Raw genomic sequence first — 18,460 nt, 5'->3', positions numbered from 1 at the left:
GAAGCTATACAAATTTAGCGAATTAATGTTATGGATAATGAAAAGAAAAATGTAAATAGAGTTTTGAATGAAAAAAAAGAAAATTTAGAAAAGAAAAATTCAAAATCTAGAAAAAAAACAGGAATAATTTTGGGAATAACGGCTTTATTGATTTTAGGAATTATAATTTTAGGAATGATATTTGGTAGAAAAAATATTAATTTTGGAAATATTGCGACTGAAGATGAAGATGATAAAATTTTTAGAATTAATCCAGTAAAAGATCCACAGGTTACGTATTATAATTTTCGTGGAGAAGTTTATCCTGACTGGGCTAAATTTGGGCTTACTCGAAGTAATGGAGCAAGAGGGCATCAAGGAATTGATATTTTTGCATTGCCTGGAACAGATGTTTATGCTGTGTTAGATGGAAAAATTGTGGATATGTATGTGGATAAAAAAGGATACGGACTAAATCTTTATTTGGAAGTTAATCCAAAAGAACTGGAAAAAATAAAAAGAAAAAATTATAAGCCTAAAGAAAGTGCAAGAGAATGGTCATATAGTCCAAATTATGACCCTAATACAATGCAGATAAAATATATTAGATATTGCCATTTGAGTAAAGTGAATGTAAAAATTGGAGATACAGTAAAAGCTGGGCAAGTAATAGCTAAAACAGGAACAACTGGAAATGCGAGTGGAACACATGCTCCTCATCTACATTTTGAAATAGCTTTTGAAATGCGTGGAAAAGGTCTTACAAATAGAGTTGATCCAGAAATGTATTTTAAAATAAAAAATGGAAATCAAATGTCAAAACATGAAATAAAGGTTCAAACTAAAGCAGCTAAAACAGAATGGTTTGAACCAAAAGGGTATGATATTGGATTTAGGGATAAAAGTATATTTTTAGAAAAGAAAAATGAACTAAATAAAAATGGAGAAATAATACATAAAATTAAAAACTTGAAAAAATCAAAAAATAAATAATATAATCATTAAAAAGTAAAATAAAAAAGACTTAATTCATTTGAAAAAAGTCTTTTTTTTTATAATTTTAATTTTTTTGCTCAAAGAATGAACCAGTATTATTTAAATTTGGAGTATTAGGTACTTCAGATTTATCATCTGATACTCCTGTATTTTCATTAGTTTTGGTATCAGTAGTTGATGGTGATGGTAAACCAAATTCTGATGGATGTAATCTGTCTTCAGGTATTTGATAATTAGTTACTTTTTTAATAGTTATAGTTTTATTTTTATTTGAAACAGTACCGTTAACGTTTAAAACAATAACATCAGTATCTGTAACTCCATATTTTTGACTAATAAAATTATAAATTTGATCTAATAATCCAGAATCGTCTTTTACTGTATAATTGATTGTCTTATTTGGAAATATTAAATTATCTTTTATATAAGTAAAAGTATTTGTTGATCTTACATATTCTCCTTCATAAGATTTATTTATATTTTTTTTAGCAGCTGTTCCAATAACAGATATTACAAGCATCATTATTATTAGTAGTAATTTTTTCATAAAATCTCCTTATTGATGATATTTATTTATGGAAACCTAAATCAGCTGGATTAGCATCTCCAGAGATTTTTTTTACAGTTCCCCCTTTTTTTTCAAATTCATTTCTCATTTGAATAGTTTTTTTTATGAGTTCAACTGTATCATTTTCAAGATTGGAACTATTATATTGACCTTTAGTCCAGTATTCTATAACTAATGAGCTATCTCCACAAATTATTTTGATTCCATATTTTTGAGCATAGGCAAAAGCTATATAAATACCAGTTAACTCACCAAAATTATTTGTCCTGTTGCTGGCAACATAATAGTTTCCAAATTCATTGATATTTTTTTTATTCATAATTTTGTAAAGTAGCGAATTGCCGTCAAAATCAGTTAATCTGACTTCTACTCCATTTCCTCTTCCAGTTCCTGCATCAAAGTAAATTGCATCACGGTCTAGTTTGGAGTACAATTTTATTAAGTCATTTTTTTCTTTTTTTTCATAATTTGCTCCAAGATTTAACCACTCTTGTGCTTCAAAAAGATCTTTAAATGATTTATAACGGGCTTTTTTACCATTTACTTTTTTTTGACATTCTGTCCAATTTTCTAGTATTCCAGTTTCATTTGTATCTATAATGAAATAGGCATAGAATTTTTTATTTTGTGCCATTTTTAATTATAAATTTAATCCTCCGTCAACTCTTAAAACTTGTCCAGTAACAAATTTTGACATATCACTTGCTAGGAATAATGCTGCATTTGCTACATCTTGAGCATCTCCCATTTTTCTAAGAGGTGTATTTGCAAGCACATTTTCCACAATTTTTTCAGGCAATGCATGAGTCATATTTGTTTCAATAAATCCTGGTGCAATTGCATTTGATCTAAGATTTTTTCTACCAAATTCTTTTGCCCAAGTTTTTGCCATAGCGATTACACCGCCTTTTGTAGCAGCATAGTTAGTTTGTCCTGCATTTCCGTCAACTCCAACAACAGAAGCCATATTAATTACGCTTGAGGCTTTACTTTTTAATAATAATGAAACAAATCCTTGCATTACATTGTAAACACCTTTTAAGTTAATGTCAATTACTAAATCCCAGTCAGCTTCTTTCATTCTTTGAAGCAAGGCATCTCTTGTAATTCCTGCATTATTTACAAGGATGTCTAATCTTCCGTATTTTTCTTTGATTTCTTTTGCAACTTCTTTAATATTTTCTCTATCTGTAACGTTTAATTTTATGTGTGAAACATTTTCGTGGTTGTAATCAGGATCAATTAAATCTCCAGAGATGACTGTAGCACCATTTTCTGCAAATTTTAATGCGATTTCCTTTCCAATTCCTCTTGAACCACCTGTAATTAATGCGATTTTACCATTTAACACTATATTTTTCCACCTTTCTTGTTTTAAATTTTATAATTTAGTTATTCTAAAGAGTTTAGAACTTCTAGTTTTACTTTTGTAAGTCCTTTTCCTGGACTTTCAATTTTGGAAAAAGCTCCATAACTTAAATCTATTACACGTCCTTTTGCAAAAGGTCCTCTATCATTTATTTTTACAATGACTTCTTTACCGTTACTTAAATTTGTAACTTTAACTTTTGTTCCAAATGGCAGAGTTTTATGTGCAGCTACCATTTCATTTGAATTATGTCTTTCTCCACTTGCTGTTCTGCTTCCTTGCAATCTTTTACTGTAATATGAAGCAACTCCGCTTTGTGAATGTTTACTTTTTGATTCAGATTTTTTCACTTCTGAAGATTTTTTAGTTGTTTTTGCAACAATTAAATCTGATTCATTATCAGCTGCTTTCATCATGTCATTTTTTATGTAAATTATATTTGTTTCGTCTGCTTTTGCTTCTGAAACTAATGATAACGAAATCATTAAACCTGCAAACATAGTAATTATTTTTTTCATTGATATTTGCTACTAAAAATTTATTAAAATATATATTCTCTATTTGAAATATTTTTAGTAGTCTCTCCTTTTATTTCTTGTTTTGAGAACATATAAATAATTATATCATATTATTAGGTTAATTCACTTTTTTTTTTCTTAGTTATTTCATTTCAGGTTGTTTAACATGTTGAATTCTAGGGCTGTTTACATTAAGAGTTTCAAATGTATATCCAGCTTTTTTGTATCCATCTATAATTTGTTGTAAAGCCTGAACAGTAGTCTTTTTAGCATTTGTATCGTGCATTAGGACATTAATGTCAGGATGAGTTGTACAAATACCATATTTTACTAATTTTGCTACAGGTATGTTATTTCCTGAAGCATCTGTACTGTCACAGTTCCAGTCGAAGTAAACGAATCCTTCTTTTGTCAATCTGTTAATGATAGCAGTTTTTAAAGGTTTTGAAGCAATAGTGTTGCTTGAACCTCCAGGAAATCTTATAATTTTAACATCTTGTCCAGTTGCAGATTTTACAGCGTCATGTATTTGATAAAATTCTTTAAAGAAACCGTCTACACTTGCATAAACTTTTTTATATTCGTGTGTAAAACTGTGAAGTCCAATAGCATGTCCTTGATCAGTTATTTTCTTGTAGTCTTTAAAGTTTTTTCCAATTCCAATTACAAAAAATGTAGCTTTTATGTTATTCTTTTTCAAAATTTCAAGAATTTGATCTGTATGTCCCGAAGGTCCATCGTCAAATGTCAAATAAACTGTTTTAATTTTTTTCTCAATTTTTAACTTTTGATATTGTGCTTTTACATCTGCGTTTTTCTTAATAACAGCAGCTAATTCTGCAGTTTTGTCATTTTTTTCTTTAGTTAATCTTTTTACATTTGATACTAAGCTATGATGTTCTATAAATTTTGCAGTTGTACCAAAAATATGTACTCCTGAATACAAAAATCCTATTATAGCCAATATTATCCCAATGACTGAAAATGTTTTTTTCATTTTTAATTACCTCTCATTTCTTATTTGTATTTGTTAATTAATGCTTCAACTTTTTTGTAACTGTCGTTACCGTGCTTGATATTTCCGTCAAGAATTTCAACTTCTTTTTCTAATTTTTGTTTATTTTCTTTCAATGATGGAATTTCTTTTTTAAATTTTTCACCTTGTTTGATTAGGACAAAATGTGAAAAAAGAAAAAGCAGTATAGAAATAATAAGCAAAATAAGTGCATTTTTTGCTAATTTTTTGCCACTTTCACCATCATGATCATTTCTATAGTCATAAATAAATTGTTTTTGCTTTGCCATTTTTCTCCTCATTTCTATTTTTATTTTTTATAGTTTATAAATTTTAAATCAAACTTTTGTAATATTGAACTGCTTTTAAATTTATATAAAGTTAGTATTTCTAAGTAATGTATATTTAAAGTAGTTTTATTACCTAAATTATTCAACAGATTTGATGTAAAACGGAATAAAAAAGACCTCTTAAAAAAGAGGTCTCATAAAAGGGGGGGTTAATTGAGGTTTCAGATCTTTTAATCGATCTGAATATAGTATACACTATAACCATTAAATAACCATTAAATCAAAATTGTTTTTTGATTAATTTTTTCTCTTTTTTAATCGATACTATATTATTATTGATTTTAAAAGATAAAAACTGTAAATTTTTAATTTGCATAATGTTAGATACGTTTAGTAACTTATTTTTTTAAATTTTAAAAATACAATTTTTAAGTTTTCGTTTACATTCTATCTACTGTGTTTATTCCAAGTAAACTAAGCCCTTCTTTTAATATGAATGCAGTTTTTTTTGCTAGTAAAATTCTTGCATTCATTACTTTTTTATCTTCTTCCTTTAAAATAGAGCTTGAATTATAGAAATTGTTGAATAATTTTGCTGCATCAAATAAATAATCTGCTATTATGTTTGGACGATAATTTTCATAAGATTTTACTACAGCTTGTGGAAATCTTAATAATTCAACTGCAAGTTCACGTTCAATTCCGTTCATATTGTCTAAAATGACATCATTATTTTTAACTTCGATATTTTCTTCCTTCAGTTTTCTAAAAATCGACATAATCCGAACATAGGTATATTGTAGATAAGGTCCTGTATTTCCCTCAAAACTAAGCACTTTATCCCAAGTAAATGTTATATCAGAAGTTCTGTTTTGACTCAAATCAAAATATTTTATAGCTCCGCTTCCTACAATTTCAGCAATTTTTTCTTTTTCATCTTCTGGTATATTTGGATTTTTTTCATCAATTACTTTTTTCACTTGAGCTTTTGCTTCATCTAGCAAATCTACAAGTCTTATTATATTTCCACTTCTAGAAGAGAAAATTATCCCATTACCAAATCTCATAATTCCAAATACAATGTGAGTCTTTTTATAATTGTAAGGTTCACCTAGCATTTTTCCAATTTCAAAAACTTGCTTAAAGTGATTTTGCTGTCTATCATCAGTTAAATAAACTGCTTCATCGACTTTTAATTCATCTTTTCTAAACTTCATTGTAGCAAGATCTGAAGTCGTATACAAAAAACTTCCATCTTTTTTTTGAACAATCGCAGGTGGCAATTTATCATCTTCAAAAAATACAACTAATGCTCCTTGATCTTCCCTTGCGATACCTTTTTGCTTTAATTCTTCAAGAACTGATGGCATCATATTATTGTAAAATGATTCACCAAAATAGTAATCGAAGTTTACGCCAAGTCTATTATAAATTTTATTATATTCTTTTAGTGAAATATCAATAAATTCTTTCCATAATTTTTGATTATTTTCATCTCCAAGCTGTAATTTTTTTAATTCTTCTCGTGCTTCATCTTCCAAAGCAGGATTTATTTTAGCTTCATCTGAAAATCTTACATAGATTTTTTCCAGTTCTCCAATTGGATCTTTATCATAAGCCTCCTTGTCCAGCCAGTTCTTGTAAGCCACAATAAGTTTTCCAAATTGTGTTCCCCAGTCACCAATATGATTATCGGCAAGCGTGTGAAATCCTAGAAATTTTAAAATTCTTTTTATAGAATCCCCAATAATTGTACTTCTCAAATGTCCAATATGCATTCTTTTAGCAATATTCGGAGATGAGTAGTCGATAATCACGGTTTTATCAGTATTTAAAAATGAAAAATCATATTTTTCGTTTTCTATTTTTTTTATCTCTTCATTTAAAAAGCTATTCTTTAGATAAATATTGATAAATCCTGGTCCTGCAATTTCCAGCTTTTGAATAATGTCATTTTCTGAAAAATTTTCCACAAGAATATTTGCAATTTCACGTGGATTTTTTTTAATTAATTTTGAGCTAACCATTGCAAAATTTGTCTGAAAATCTCCAAATTCTTTTTTTGTAGAATTTTGAATATCAATTTTTTCTGCATAATCAGCACCAAAAATATTGCTTACATTTTCTGAAAATAACTTTTTTAATTTTATTGTCAGCAATTCCATTATTTAAAAATTTTTTTCCTTTCTTTCAAAATTTACGTTAATTTTAGGATAACGCATAATCCTTTTTTTAAAAACTTAATATATTTTATTATACTATATGTGCAAGTTTTTTTCAAATTTTTTAGAACTAAATGTAAGACTGAAAATTGACAGTTAAATTTAAAAATGTTATCATAATTGTAAATTTTATATTTAACAAAATATAGCAAGAAGTCTCCGGCTTCTACAAGCGGGAGTAGTTCACCAAAGAATCTTAAATCCTTATAATAAAAAAAATAAATAATATATGTTTACAATAAAATCTAAAAATAAAAATTATGAAAATAGGATGGTGATTAAATGAAAAAAATCTTAATTTTTCTCTTAATTTTATCTAATTTATCTTTTGCAGCACAAAATTTACCTATAAATTCAAAAGAATTTGACAAGATTATTGATCAAGCTTTTGAAAATATTGATAGAGGAAATACTCAAAAAAGTGTGTCAATATTAAAAAAGAAAATATCGGAAAATCCTACAGAAATTATATATAAAGCGATATTAGGATTAATTTATGATGGATCTGGAAGAAAGGATGAAGCTGAAAAGGAGTTTGATGAGGCTGTAAAATTGCAGGAAAAATATCCTTTTATTGCTGGAGATGGTAAAAAATACGACATACGATTTATGATTGGAATGTTTTATAGTTTTACAGAAGATTATAAAAGTGCGTTAAAATGGTTAAATCAAGTTGATGAAAAAGAATATAATGAGATGTTTAAAGATGAACCGGAGTTAAAGGATTTTCTTTTTGGAATTTTTAATTATTATGATAATAATCCAGAAGAAGCGAAAAAGTATCTTTTTAAGTCATCTATTTATGATAAAGACGGAGTATCGGAAAATATTCTGGGAATGATTTATTTGGATGAAGGAAATCAGAAGGAAGCAAAAAAATGGCTATTAACTTCTGCAAATAAGGGATGTCTAGGAGGCCAGTTTAATTTAGGCGATCTCTATTATCAGCTGGGAGATAAAAAAATGGCATTGGAGTGGCTTCAAAAAGCCTTTGAAACAGTAAAAAAAGAAAAAAATAGTGAGAAAACGAAGGAAATACAGGAAGCTATAGAAGAAATTAAAAATAGTCAAAAATAATATTTTTATTTTAGGTGATTGTAAAAGTGAATGAATTAAAAACAGTATTTATAATCACAAGAGGGCAAGGCTTTTTGCCAGGGAGTAGAGAAAATCAGAAAAATCAAGCATTAAAAAAATATTGTGTTTATTGGATTCTTGTACTTTTACAAATAGCTACTTAGGAAAGGAAAGTTTTGATATGAGAAAATATTTGATTTTATTAGTATTAATTGCAAACTTAGGATTGGGGATTCAAAGTTTTTCAGCAATGACAAGACAGGAAAGAGAAAATTTGGAAAAACAGATAAGCGAGGCTTATGATAGGGATGATCAAAAGAAATTATTGCCTTTGGTTACTAAATATGTAAACGAGTTTCCAAATAATGCGGATTATTTAAATAAACTGGGAGTTTTATATGATAATTTGGATAATTATTCAGAAGCTGAAAAATACTATTTAAAGGCTATAGAAAGAGGAAATTATAACGCAATTTCAAATTTGGCTTATGTTTATTATGAAAAAGAAGAATACGAGAAAGCTATAAAATATTATAAGGAATATCAAAAAATAGCAGATAATACTGATAATTATTTTTGGATTGGGGCATCTTATGAAGAATTGGAAGATTACAAAAATGCGAAGGAATGGTTTTTGAAAGTTACAAAATTTGAAAAGGATGGATCTTCAGAAAATAGATTAGGATTAATTGCTGAAAATGAAGGAAATCAAAAGGAAGCAATAAAATGGTATTTGGCATCAATACAAAAAGGAAATTTGTGGGCTTACGATAATTTGGCAGTTTTGTATATTGATTTGGGAGATTATGATAATGCAGAAAAATTAGTAAAAAAAGGGATGAATTTGGCTAAAAATTCAGATGATGAGGATTTGAAAAAGGAATTCAATGAAACACTTGACATTATTCGAGCAAAAAGATAAATTTTATAATTAACTAAATTTCTTTTCAATAGAGGATTCATTATGTTTTTTTGTAGGAGATTTGAGATTTCCTGCTAATATAAAATATAATTTTATTTTTAAATGAAATTATTGATAATAGTTAATTTTTAAAAGATTAATAAAATAGATAGATTATATATATATAATATATTTTACAAAATTAATGATTTTTGTTATAATAACTCATATATAAAAAGAGTAAAAAATTAAAAAAAGTAAATTTTGGAGGAAATTATGTCATTATTAATTTTAGTCTTATCATTATTACTGATTATTGAAATTTTAGAAATTAAAATCGTGCAAAATAAAAAATATATTGCCTTAAAAGTTTCTAATAATGATTTTGTTGTATCGGTAAATGATAAAAAAATAATGACTAATTTTAAAGATAATCAATAAAATCATAATAATATTAAAAAACTATTTTTGTTTTTATAACTTTGAGGCGATTTACATTAAATCGTCTTTTATTTTTTATAAAAAAAATAGGTAAAAATTTTGTAAAATATATGATAAAATATATTCAAATGACTTTAAACGATTGTGTTATGCTAAGCTCTGTTTGAAGATGGAAAGTTATGTTTTATATTATCTGCAAATAAGGAGTTTTATTTATTTGCAGGAAAATCTATAACTAATCTGTTGTTTAAATGGAAAATAGTATTATTAGTTTTTAAAGTTAGCAGATATTTATTTATACAAAAAAATTAGGAGAGTGAAAATCAATGGATGGAAAAAAAAGAAGTAACAATTTAACAGAAGGTGCAGCAAGAGCGCCACATAGATCGTTATTAAAAGGATTGGGTTTCATAAATGACGAAATGGAAAAACCAATAATTGGGATTGCAAACTCATTTAATGAAATAATACCAGGGCATGTTCATTTGAAAAACTTGGTTCAGTCTGTAAAAGATGGGATTAGAATGGCTGGAGGAGTTCCAATGGAATTTAATACAATTGGAATTTGTGATGGACTTGCGATGAATCATATTGGGATGAAATATTCGTTGGTTACAAGAAATATAATTGCAGATTCGATTGAAGCAGTTGCTATGGCTACTCCATTTGATGCGATTGTGTTTATGCCAAGCTGTGATAAAGTAGTGCCTGGAATGTTGATTGCTGCGGCAAGATTAAATATACCTTCAATATTTGTAAGTGGAGGAGCAATGCTTGCAGGAGTTTATAAAGGTAAAAAAATTGGATTAAGTAATGTGTTTGAAGCGGTTGGAGCTTATAACACTGGGCAAATTACTAGAAAAGAATTAAACTCTGTAGAAGAAATGGCTTGTCCGACTTGTGGATCATGTGCAGGAATGTATACTGCAAATACTATGAACTGCTTGACAGAAGCACTTGGAATGGGGCTTCCTGGAAATGGAACAGTTCCAGCTGTATTTTCAGAAAGAGCAAGACTTGCTAAAAAAGCGGGAATGCAAATTATGGAAGTTTTAAAAGCTGATTTAAGACCAAGCGATATTTTAACAAGAGAAGCATTTGAAAATGCGGTTGCAGTAGATATGGCACTTGGAGGATCTTCTAATACAGCGTTACATTTACCTGCGATTGCTCATGAAGCTGGAATTGACTTGACTTTAAATGACTTTAATGAAATTGCGCAAAAAACTCGTCAAATTTGTAAATTGTCACCATCTGGAGAATACTTCATTGAAGACTTGTATAGAGCGGGTGGAGTTACTGGAGTTATGAAGAGATTGCTTGAAAATGAAAGATTGCATGGAGATGCGAAAACTGTAGCATTGCAAACACAAGGAGAATTGGCAAAAGATGCATTTATTAATGATGATGATGTAATTAAACCTTGGGATAAACCAGCTTACAAAACTGGAGGAATTGCTGTATTGAAAGGTAACTTGGCACCAAATGGATGTGTTGTTAAAGAAGGTGCGGTAGATCCAGAAATGTTGCAACATACAGGACCTGCGAAAGTATTTAATAGTGAAGAAGAAGCCGTTAAAGCGATTGTTGGTGGAGAAATTGTGGCAGGAGATGTTGTAATTATTAGATATGAAGGACCAAAAGGTGGACCAGGAATGAGAGAAATGTTATCGCCAACAGCTATGATTGCAGGAATGGGTCTTGATAAAGATGTTGCGTTAATTACAGATGGAAGATTTTCTGGAGCTACGAGAGGTGCTTCGATTGGACACGTTTCGCCAGAAGCAGCTTCAGGTGGAAATATTGCGATTGTTCAAAATGGAGATATTGTGGAAATTGATATTCCAAACAGATCAATTAATATTAAAATTTCTGATGAGGAAATTGAAGCTAGAAAAGCTAAATTGGAACCGTTTAAACTTCAAGTTAAAGGATACTTGAAAAAATATGCTATGCATGTGTCTTCTGCAGATAGAGGAGCAATTGAAATTTTAGATTAGTAAATACCACATTACTGTTCGTCAGAAAATAAACATTAGATGGAATTTGATATTGCTAACTTTAATCGTAATTATTAGGAAAATTTCAGAGGAGAAAAATCAAATGGTAAATGATAATGAAAGTAAAATTCTAAATGTTAAATTGACACAAGAAAAAATAAAATCAATAGTAAATGTTACTTATTCACAGCCAGTTAGTTATTTTAGGAAAAATATAAAATTGGAAATGGATATTTTAAAGCCTAATAGAGAGGGGAAATATCCGACAGTATTATTTGTGCCGGGAGGGTCTTTTGCACACAGCTATAAGGAAAATTATTTGCAACAAAGATTGGAAATAGCTAAAGCAGGTTATGTAGTTGCAAGTATGGAATATAGGACTATTCCTGATGGAGTTTTTCCGCAAAGTCTGGAAGATGTGAAGGCAGCAATAAGATTTTTAAAGGCTAATGCTGATGAGTATGGAATTGATAAGGAGAAAATAGCATTGATGGGTGAATCTGCTGGAGGTTATCTGGTAGCAATGGCAGGAGTTACAAGTGGAATTGCGGATTACGATAAAGGTGATAATTTGTCTGAAAATAGTGAAGTGCAAGCAGTTGTAGATATTTATGGTGTAACGGATTTTGGAGAAGTTGATTTTGATATTCCAGAAGATGCAGAAGAAGGCTATAGGGCGATACTTATGTCAGTAAAGTTTTGGCTAAATGATGTAAGAAATAATATTGAATCTACAAATCCTATATCTTATATTTCAGAAAAAACGCCTCCATTTCTATTAATGCATGGAGATGCAGATACATTGGTTCTTCCGAATCAGACAGAAATACTTCATAAGGCGTTGATTGAAAAGGGTGTGGACTCAAAAAGATACATAGTTCCAGGAGCGGGACATTCAGATGAATATTGGTTTCAGCCTGAAGTTACAGAATTGATAATAGATTTCTTGAACGAAAAAATAAAAAATATTTAAAGTGAGACAGGGAGTGCCTAATAAATCATAAATTATTTTTATTTGATTTATGAGGTAGCTCCTTGTAAAAAACTGAAAGAAAATTAGGGAAATAAAAAAATTGGAGAAGGTGAAAAAATTGCATAAATTATATGATTTTATGGAAGCTAGAGAACGATTGGGGACGGTTATTGAAAAGACGAAATTGATTCATAGCAATATTTTTTCTGATGAATCAGGAAACGATGTCTATATTAAACCTGAAAACTTACAAAGAACAGGTGCATTTAAAATAAGAGGTGCTTATAATAAAATTGCAAAATTGACTGAAGAAGAGAAAAAAAGAGGAGTAATTGCAGCCTCAGCTGGAAATCATGCGCAAGGAGTGGCACTAGCTGCTCAAAAATTGGGAATTAAAGCTGTAATTGTTATGCCTAAACACACGCCACTTATTAAGGTTGAAGCGACTAGAAGATATGGTGCAGAAGTTATTTTGACTGGAGAAGTTTATGACGAGGCTTATGAATATGCAAAAAAATTGCAGGAAAAAGAAGGGTACACTTTCGTGCATCCGTTTAATGACGAAGATGTGATTGAAGGGCAAGGAACCATTGCTTTGGAAGTGTTGGAGGAGTTGCCAGATGCAGATGTGATTTTAGTGCCTGTTGGTGGAGGAGGTTTGATTTCTGGGATAGCTTGTGCAGCTAAACTAAAAAATCCTCTAATAAAAATAATAGGAGTTGAACCAGAAGGTGCGGCAAGTGCCTTAGAGGCTAGAAGAAGTCATCATGTAGTTGAACTTGATGAAGCAAATACAATTGCAGATGGAACAGCTGTTAAAAAAATTGGTGAAATTACATTTGACTATATTGAAAAATATGTAGATGACATAGTTACTGTATCTGATTATGAGCTAATGGCGGCATTTTTGGTCTTGGTTGAGAAACATAAAATTGTTGCAGAAAATTCAGGAATTTTATCTGTAGCAGGATTGAAAAAATTAAATGTTAAAGGGAAAAAAATAATTTCAATAATAAGTGGCGGTAATATAGATGTATTAACTATTTCATCTATGATTAATAAAGGATTGGTAGCTAGAGGAAGAATTTTTACATTTGCGGTTGATTTGCCTGATAAACCAGGACAATTGGTGGCTGTGTCACAAATTCTTTCGGAACAAAATGCGAATGTAATTAGACTTGAACATAATCAGTTTAAGAATTTAGACAGATTCCATGAAGTTGAATTACAAGTTACGGTTGAAACAAATGGAGAAGAACATATTAATAAAATAACTAAAGAATTTGAGAAAAAAGGATATATAATTAGAAGATTAAATGCACAAGCAATGATGGATGATTAGAAAATAAAAAATTAAGAAAAGGTGGTTGAAACAATGAGTGAAACTAAGATGATAAACGGTGGTAGAATTTTACTGGAATCGCTACACAGATTAGGAATAACAGATATTTTTGGATATCCTGGAGGAGCGGTAATTCCAATATTTGATGAAATTTATAGTTATGACAAAATAAATTATTATTTTGCAAGACATGAGCAAGGATTGTCACATGCGGCAGATGGTTATGCGAGAGTTTCTGGAAAAGTGGGAGTTTGTCTTGCAACTTCAGGGCCTGGTGCAACAAATATGGTTACAGGAATAATGACAGCACATATGGATTCTGTACCAATGATTGCAATAACTGGACAAGTTAGATCAAATTTATTGGGAAGAGATGCTTTTCAGGAAACTGATACAGTTGGAATTACAATGCCAATTACAAAATGTAATTATTTGATTCAAAATATAAAAGAAATACCTAGAGTTGTAAAAGAGGCTTACTACATTGCGACAACAGGTAGACCAGGACCAGTTCTTATTGATATTCCAAACGATATTCAAGTTCATCAAATTCCATATGAAGAATTTGAAAGATTATTTAATGAAGAAATTGAATTAGAAGGATATTCGCCAACTTATGAAGGGCACCAAGGTCAAATAAAAAGAGCAATTAAATTGATAAAAGAAGCGAAAAAACCATTGATAATTGCGGGAGCAGGAGTCTTGAAATCGAAAGCGTCGAAAGAATTGTTTGAATATGCAGAAAAGACACAGACACCTGTAGCTACAACATTGCTTGGATTGGGAGCATTTCCTGAGTCGCACGAATTATCTCTTGGAATGTTAGGAATGCACGGAACTGTACCGGCGAATTATGCGACAGATGAGGCAGATTTAGTAATTGCAGCTGGAATTAGATTTGATGACAGAATTGCTGGAAATCCAAGTAAATTTGTTGAAAATGCGAAAGTTATTCACATTGACATTGATCCAGCTGAAATTGATAAGAATAAAAGGGCTGATGTACCAATTGTTGGGGATTTAAAACATGTGTTGACTGATATTAATGCTGAAATTGAGCCGCAAACTCACGAGGAATGGGTTAAAAAAGTTGTTGAATGGAAAAAAGAATATCCATTAGGACATAGAGAAGTTGGGGAAAATAAATTGCTTCCGCAAGAAGTTCTAAAAGCGATTGACGATATCTTGCAAGGGGACACAATTGTTGTAACTGATGTTGGTCAACATCAAATGTGGGCTGCTCAATATTTCACTTACAAAAATCCTGACTCAATCGTAACTTCAGGAGGAGCTGGAACAATGGGATTTGGACTTCCTGCGGCAATAGGAGCACAAATAGGAGCACCTGATAAAAAAGTCGTGTTAATCGTTGGAGATGGTGGTTTCCAAATGACAGTGCAAGAATTAATGATGATTAAACAGTATAATTTGCCAGTAAAAGTTGTTATCTTGAACAATTCTTACTTGGGAATGGTTAGACAATGGCAAGAATTATTTAAAGACAGAAGATATTCATTCGTTAATCTGGAAATAAATCCAGACTTTATAAAAATTGCAGAAGCGTATGGAATTAAAAATGCAAAACTTACAAACAAAGAAGATTTGAGAACAAAATTAAAAGATTTAATATTATCTGATGAAGGTGTGTTAATCGAGTGTGTTGTTGAAAAAGAAGAAAATGTATTCCCGATGATTCCAGCAGGAAAAACTGTAAGTCAAATGATTGGAAAGAAAGGTGTGTTAGAAAATGAATAGAGAGCATGAAATTTTAATAATTGCAAAAAATACTGATGGAATTGTGTCGAGAATAATGTCTTTATTCAACAGAAGAGGATATTCCGTTTTAAAAATGACAGCAGGAGTTACAAATAAACCTGGTTATGCGAGATTGACAATGACAGTAGAAGGAGACGACAAAACATTAAATCAAATTCAAAAACAAGTTTATAAAATTGTGGATGTTGTAAAAGTAAAAGTTTTCCCAGTTGAAAATGTTATTAGAAGGGAATTGATGTTAATAAAAGTGAAATCTGATCCAGAAACTAGAGCGCAAATCGTTCAAGTTGCAGATATTTACAGAGGAAAAGTTTTAGATGTATCACCAACTTCGCTAGTTGTTGAACTTACAGGAGATGTGAAAAAATTGCGTGGATTTGTAGAAATTATGCATAATTATGGAGTTTTAGAAATTGCGAAAACTGGGGTTGTAGCGATGAGTCGTGGAGATAAATTGTAGGATTTTAGAAATTTTGAATTGGATTTTGGAATTTTAGGATTGAATATTAATGAATAGTAATAAATATTGATTAGAAAAAATGTTTTGATAAAATGGAGAAAAAATATTGAAATAGTACAGAAAGAAGGTACAGAAAATGAGTGTAAGTCAGCATTGGGAAAAGGAAAAGTATGAGAAAAATGCACGGTTTGTTTCGGATTATGGGAAGGAACTGATTGAATGGCTGAATCCGAAAAAGGATGAATATATTTTGGATTTAGGCTGTGGAGATGGTGTATTGACTAAGGAAATTTCAAAATATGGGTGCAAAGTTTTGGGACTAGATGGGAGTCAGAAATTTGTTGAAGCGACTAGAAAATTGGGAGTTGATGCGATACAAGGCGATGCACAGAATATGAATTTTGAAAATGAATTTGATGCAATTTTTTCCAATGCGGCACTTCATTGGATGACAAATCCTGATAAAGTTTTGGAAGGTGTGGCAAAAGCACTCAAAAAAGGTGGACGATTTGTGGTCGAAATGGGTTGCAAAGGAAATGTGGAAAAAATAGAAAATGCAATGTTTGAAGTTGCAAAAAGACATAATTTTAAAGCCGTAAAATGCTGGTTTTTTCCGACAGAAAAAGAAGAAACAGAATTACTTAATAAATATGGCTTAAAAGTAAAAAGAATGATAAGTTTTTCTCGTCCAACTTTACTTCCAACAGGGATAAAAGGATGGCTACAAACCTTTTCTGCACCTGCTTTTGTGAATATTCCGAAAGAAATGCACGAAAAATTGATTGATGAAATAGCTGAAAAAGTGGAAAAAGAGCTTGAAAAAAATGAAAATGGACAAATTATAGCTGATTATGTAAGATTGAGATTTGAAGCTGTGAAGAAATAGTAAATTTTTGTTTTTAAAGTGAACTTTTTTTAGAGTGAATATTTTGAAAGAAATTTTTAAATTTGATAAATTGAGATATAGAAAATAAAAAAGCGAAACAAGAAAATTAATTTACAAGGAGAATAAGACAATGAAAAAGCATATTAAAATATTCGATACAACACTAAGAGATGGAGAACAAACACCAAGAGTTAATCTTAATGCTGAAGAAAAATTAAGAATTGCAAAACAATTGGAAAGTTTGGGAGTGGATATAATTGAAGCTGGATTTGCTGTGGCATCGCCTGGAGATTTTGAAGCAGTTAAAATGATTGCGGAAAATGTAAAAAATTCAACAGTTTGTAGTTTGTCAAGAGCTGTGAAAAAAGATATTGAAGCAGCAGGGGAGGCTCTAAAAGGTGCGGCAAAACCTAGAATTCATACATTTATTGCGACTTCGCCTATTCACAGAGAGTTTAAGCTGAAAATGACAAAAGAGCAAATTCTTGAAAGAGTAAAAGAAATGGTAGAACTTGCAAAATCATTTGTTGATGATGTTGAATTTTCTTCAGAAGATGCGACCAGAACAGAAAAAGAATTTTTGGTAGAGGTGTATGAAACAGCTATAAAAGCTGGAGCTACTACATTAAATGTGCCTGATACTGTGGGTTACAGAACTCCAAATGAAATGTTTGAACTTATAACTTATTTGAGAAAAAATGTAAAAGGAATTGAAAATGTTGATATTTCTGTGCATTGTCACGATGATTTGGGACTTTCTGTAGCAAATTCAGTTGCGGCAATTCAAGCTGGAGCAACTCAAATTGAATGTACAATTAACGGACTTGGCGAAAGAGCTGGAAATACTTCACTTGAGGAAATTGCAATGATTTTGAAAACAAGAAAAGATTTATTTGAAGAATACTACACAAATATTGACTCAAAACAAATTTACCCAACAAGTAAATTAGTAAGCCTTTTGACAGGAGTTACAACACAGCCTAATAAAGCAATTGTTGGAGCAAATGCATTTGCACACGAATCAGGAATCCATCAACATGGAGTTTTAGCAAATCCTGAAACTTATGAAATTATGAGTCCTGAATCTGTTGGAAGAAATACAGATAGCTTGGTACTTGGAAAATTGTCTGGAAAACATGCTTTTGTTCAAAAATTACAATCGCTTGGATTTGACCATATTGATGAAAAAAGAGTGGAAGAATTATTTGCACAATTTAAAAAATTGGCAGACAAGAAAAAATATGTTTTAGATGAAGATATTATCGCATTAGTTGCTGGAGATGCAGCAAAAATCGAAGGAAGAATCAAATTGACTCACTTTGAAATTTCAAGACAAGAAGGTAAAAAACCAAAAGCTACAGTTACAATCGACTTAGATGGAGAAAAATTAGTTAAAGAAGCTCTTGGAGATGGACCAGTTGATGCAGCTTACAATGCAGTAAATTTAGCAGTGAGTGACACTTTTGTCTTAGAAGAATACAAATTGGAAGCAATTACAGGGGATACGGATGCACAAGCACAAGTTGTTGTTGTAATTGAAAAAGATGGAAATAGATTTATTGGTAGAGGACAAAGTACGGATGTGGTTGAGGCTAGTATTAAGGCTTATATTAATGGGATAAATAGACTTTATAATAAATAGTTTTT

Annotated in this window: 19 protein-coding genes; 12 read left to right on the top strand and 7 right to left on the bottom strand. The window is 30.2% G+C overall.

Features of this window, described 5'->3' with window-relative positions; genetic code table 11:
- Positions 1 to 30 precede the first annotated feature (30 nt).
- Positions 31 to 972, top strand: a complete 942-nt coding sequence (locus ACO409_RS00355) for a M23 family metallopeptidase (protein ID WP_485553853.1) — start codon at positions 31 to 33, stop codon at positions 970 to 972.
- 67 nt (positions 973 to 1,039) lie between these two features.
- Here the strand turns inward: ACO409_RS00355 and ACO409_RS00350 are convergent, their stop codons facing one another.
- From ACO409_RS00350 to argS, 7 genes are all read right to left on the bottom strand, one after another.
- A complete protein-coding gene (locus ACO409_RS00350) occupies positions 1,040 to 1,522 on the bottom strand; it encodes a hypothetical protein (RefSeq protein ID WP_485553852.1) in 483 nt (160 codons plus the stop codon).
- A 22-nt stretch (positions 1,523 to 1,544) separates the two neighbouring features.
- The gene (locus ACO409_RS00345; RefSeq protein WP_485553851.1) at positions 1,545 to 2,177 is read right to left on the bottom strand and encodes a ribonuclease H family protein; all 633 of its coding nucleotides are present in this window, start codon (positions 2,175 to 2,177) and stop codon (positions 1,545 to 1,547) included.
- A gap of 6 nt (positions 2,178 to 2,183) precedes the next feature.
- Entirely contained in the window at positions 2,184 to 2,894 is a 711-nt protein-coding gene (fabG, locus tag ACO409_RS00340) for a 3-oxoacyl-ACP reductase FabG (protein ID WP_485553850.1), read from the bottom strand.
- A 41-nt stretch (positions 2,895 to 2,935) separates the two neighbouring features.
- A complete protein-coding gene (locus ACO409_RS00335; RefSeq protein ID WP_485553849.1) occupies positions 2,936 to 3,430 on the bottom strand; it encodes a septal ring lytic transglycosylase RlpA family protein in 495 nt (164 codons plus the stop codon).
- A gap of 142 nt (positions 3,431 to 3,572) precedes the next feature.
- Positions 3,573 to 4,427 carry a polysaccharide deacetylase family protein gene (locus ACO409_RS00330; protein ID WP_485553848.1) on the bottom strand — a complete coding sequence of 285 codons (855 nt, stop codon included), beginning with the start codon at positions 4,425 to 4,427 and terminating at the stop codon, positions 3,573 to 3,575.
- A 20-nt stretch (positions 4,428 to 4,447) separates the two neighbouring features.
- Positions 4,448 to 4,735 (bottom strand): serine/threonine protein phosphatase, encoded by a 288-nt coding sequence (locus ACO409_RS00325; RefSeq protein WP_485553847.1) that lies wholly within the window; start codon positions 4,733 to 4,735, stop codon positions 4,448 to 4,450.
- 440 nt (positions 4,736 to 5,175) lie between these two features.
- Positions 5,176 to 6,900, bottom strand: a complete 1,725-nt coding sequence (gene argS / locus ACO409_RS00320; RefSeq protein WP_485553846.1) for an arginine--tRNA ligase — start codon at positions 6,898 to 6,900, stop codon at positions 5,176 to 5,178.
- 339 nt (positions 6,901 to 7,239) lie between these two features.
- Here argS and ACO409_RS00315 point away from each other — a divergent pair, with 339 nt between their 5' ends.
- From ACO409_RS00315 to ACO409_RS00265, 11 genes are all read left to right on the top strand, one after another.
- Positions 7,240 to 8,034: a tetratricopeptide repeat protein gene (locus ACO409_RS00315; RefSeq protein ID WP_485553845.1), complete on the top strand. Its 795-nt coding sequence runs from the start codon at positions 7,240 to 7,242 to the stop codon at positions 8,032 to 8,034.
- A gap of 26 nt (positions 8,035 to 8,060) precedes the next feature.
- Positions 8,061 to 8,198, top strand: a complete 138-nt coding sequence (locus ACO409_RS00310) for a hypothetical protein (RefSeq protein WP_485553844.1) — start codon at positions 8,061 to 8,063, stop codon at positions 8,196 to 8,198.
- A gap of 17 nt (positions 8,199 to 8,215) precedes the next feature.
- On the top strand, positions 8,216 to 8,956 hold the full coding sequence (locus tag ACO409_RS00305) for a tetratricopeptide repeat protein (RefSeq protein ID WP_485553843.1): 741 nt from the start codon (positions 8,216 to 8,218) through the stop codon (positions 8,954 to 8,956).
- Between the two features lie 255 nt (positions 8,957 to 9,211).
- A complete protein-coding gene (locus ACO409_RS00300) occupies positions 9,212 to 9,376 on the top strand; it encodes a LemA family protein (RefSeq protein ID WP_315513792.1) in 165 nt (54 codons plus the stop codon).
- 326 nt (positions 9,377 to 9,702) lie between these two features.
- Entirely contained in the window at positions 9,703 to 11,376 is a 1,674-nt protein-coding gene (gene ilvD, locus ACO409_RS00295) for a dihydroxy-acid dehydratase (RefSeq protein WP_485553842.1), read from the top strand.
- Between the two features lie 103 nt (positions 11,377 to 11,479).
- A complete protein-coding gene (locus tag ACO409_RS00290; RefSeq protein ID WP_485553841.1) occupies positions 11,480 to 12,349 on the top strand; it encodes a prolyl oligopeptidase family serine peptidase in 870 nt (289 codons plus the stop codon).
- 118 nt (positions 12,350 to 12,467) lie between these two features.
- A complete protein-coding gene (gene ilvA, locus ACO409_RS00285; RefSeq protein ID WP_315047264.1) occupies positions 12,468 to 13,691 on the top strand; it encodes a threonine ammonia-lyase in 1,224 nt (407 codons plus the stop codon).
- 33 nt (positions 13,692 to 13,724) lie between these two features.
- Positions 13,725 to 15,446 carry a biosynthetic-type acetolactate synthase large subunit gene (gene ilvB, locus ACO409_RS00280; RefSeq protein ID WP_485553840.1) on the top strand — a complete coding sequence of 574 codons (1,722 nt, stop codon included), beginning with the start codon at positions 13,725 to 13,727 and terminating at the stop codon, positions 15,444 to 15,446.
- Positions 15,439 to 15,927, top strand: a complete 489-nt coding sequence (gene ilvN / locus ACO409_RS00275) for an acetolactate synthase small subunit (protein WP_485553839.1) — start codon at positions 15,439 to 15,441, stop codon at positions 15,925 to 15,927. The genes ilvB and ilvN overlap by 8 nt, the downstream gene beginning before the upstream one ends.
- 136 nt (positions 15,928 to 16,063) lie before the next feature.
- Entirely contained in the window at positions 16,064 to 16,813 is a 750-nt protein-coding gene (locus tag ACO409_RS00270) for a class I SAM-dependent methyltransferase (protein ID WP_485553838.1), read from the top strand.
- 109 nt (positions 16,814 to 16,922) lie between these two features.
- Entirely contained in the window at positions 16,923 to 18,455 is a 1,533-nt protein-coding gene (locus ACO409_RS00265) for a 2-isopropylmalate synthase (protein WP_485553882.1), read from the top strand.
- Positions 18,456 to 18,460: the final 5 nt, after the last annotated feature.

This window comes from Leptotrichia sp. (assembly GCF_057270615.1).
The sequence above is the reverse complement of the archived record's forward strand: the minus strand, read 5'-3'. Positions and strand labels throughout refer to the sequence as shown.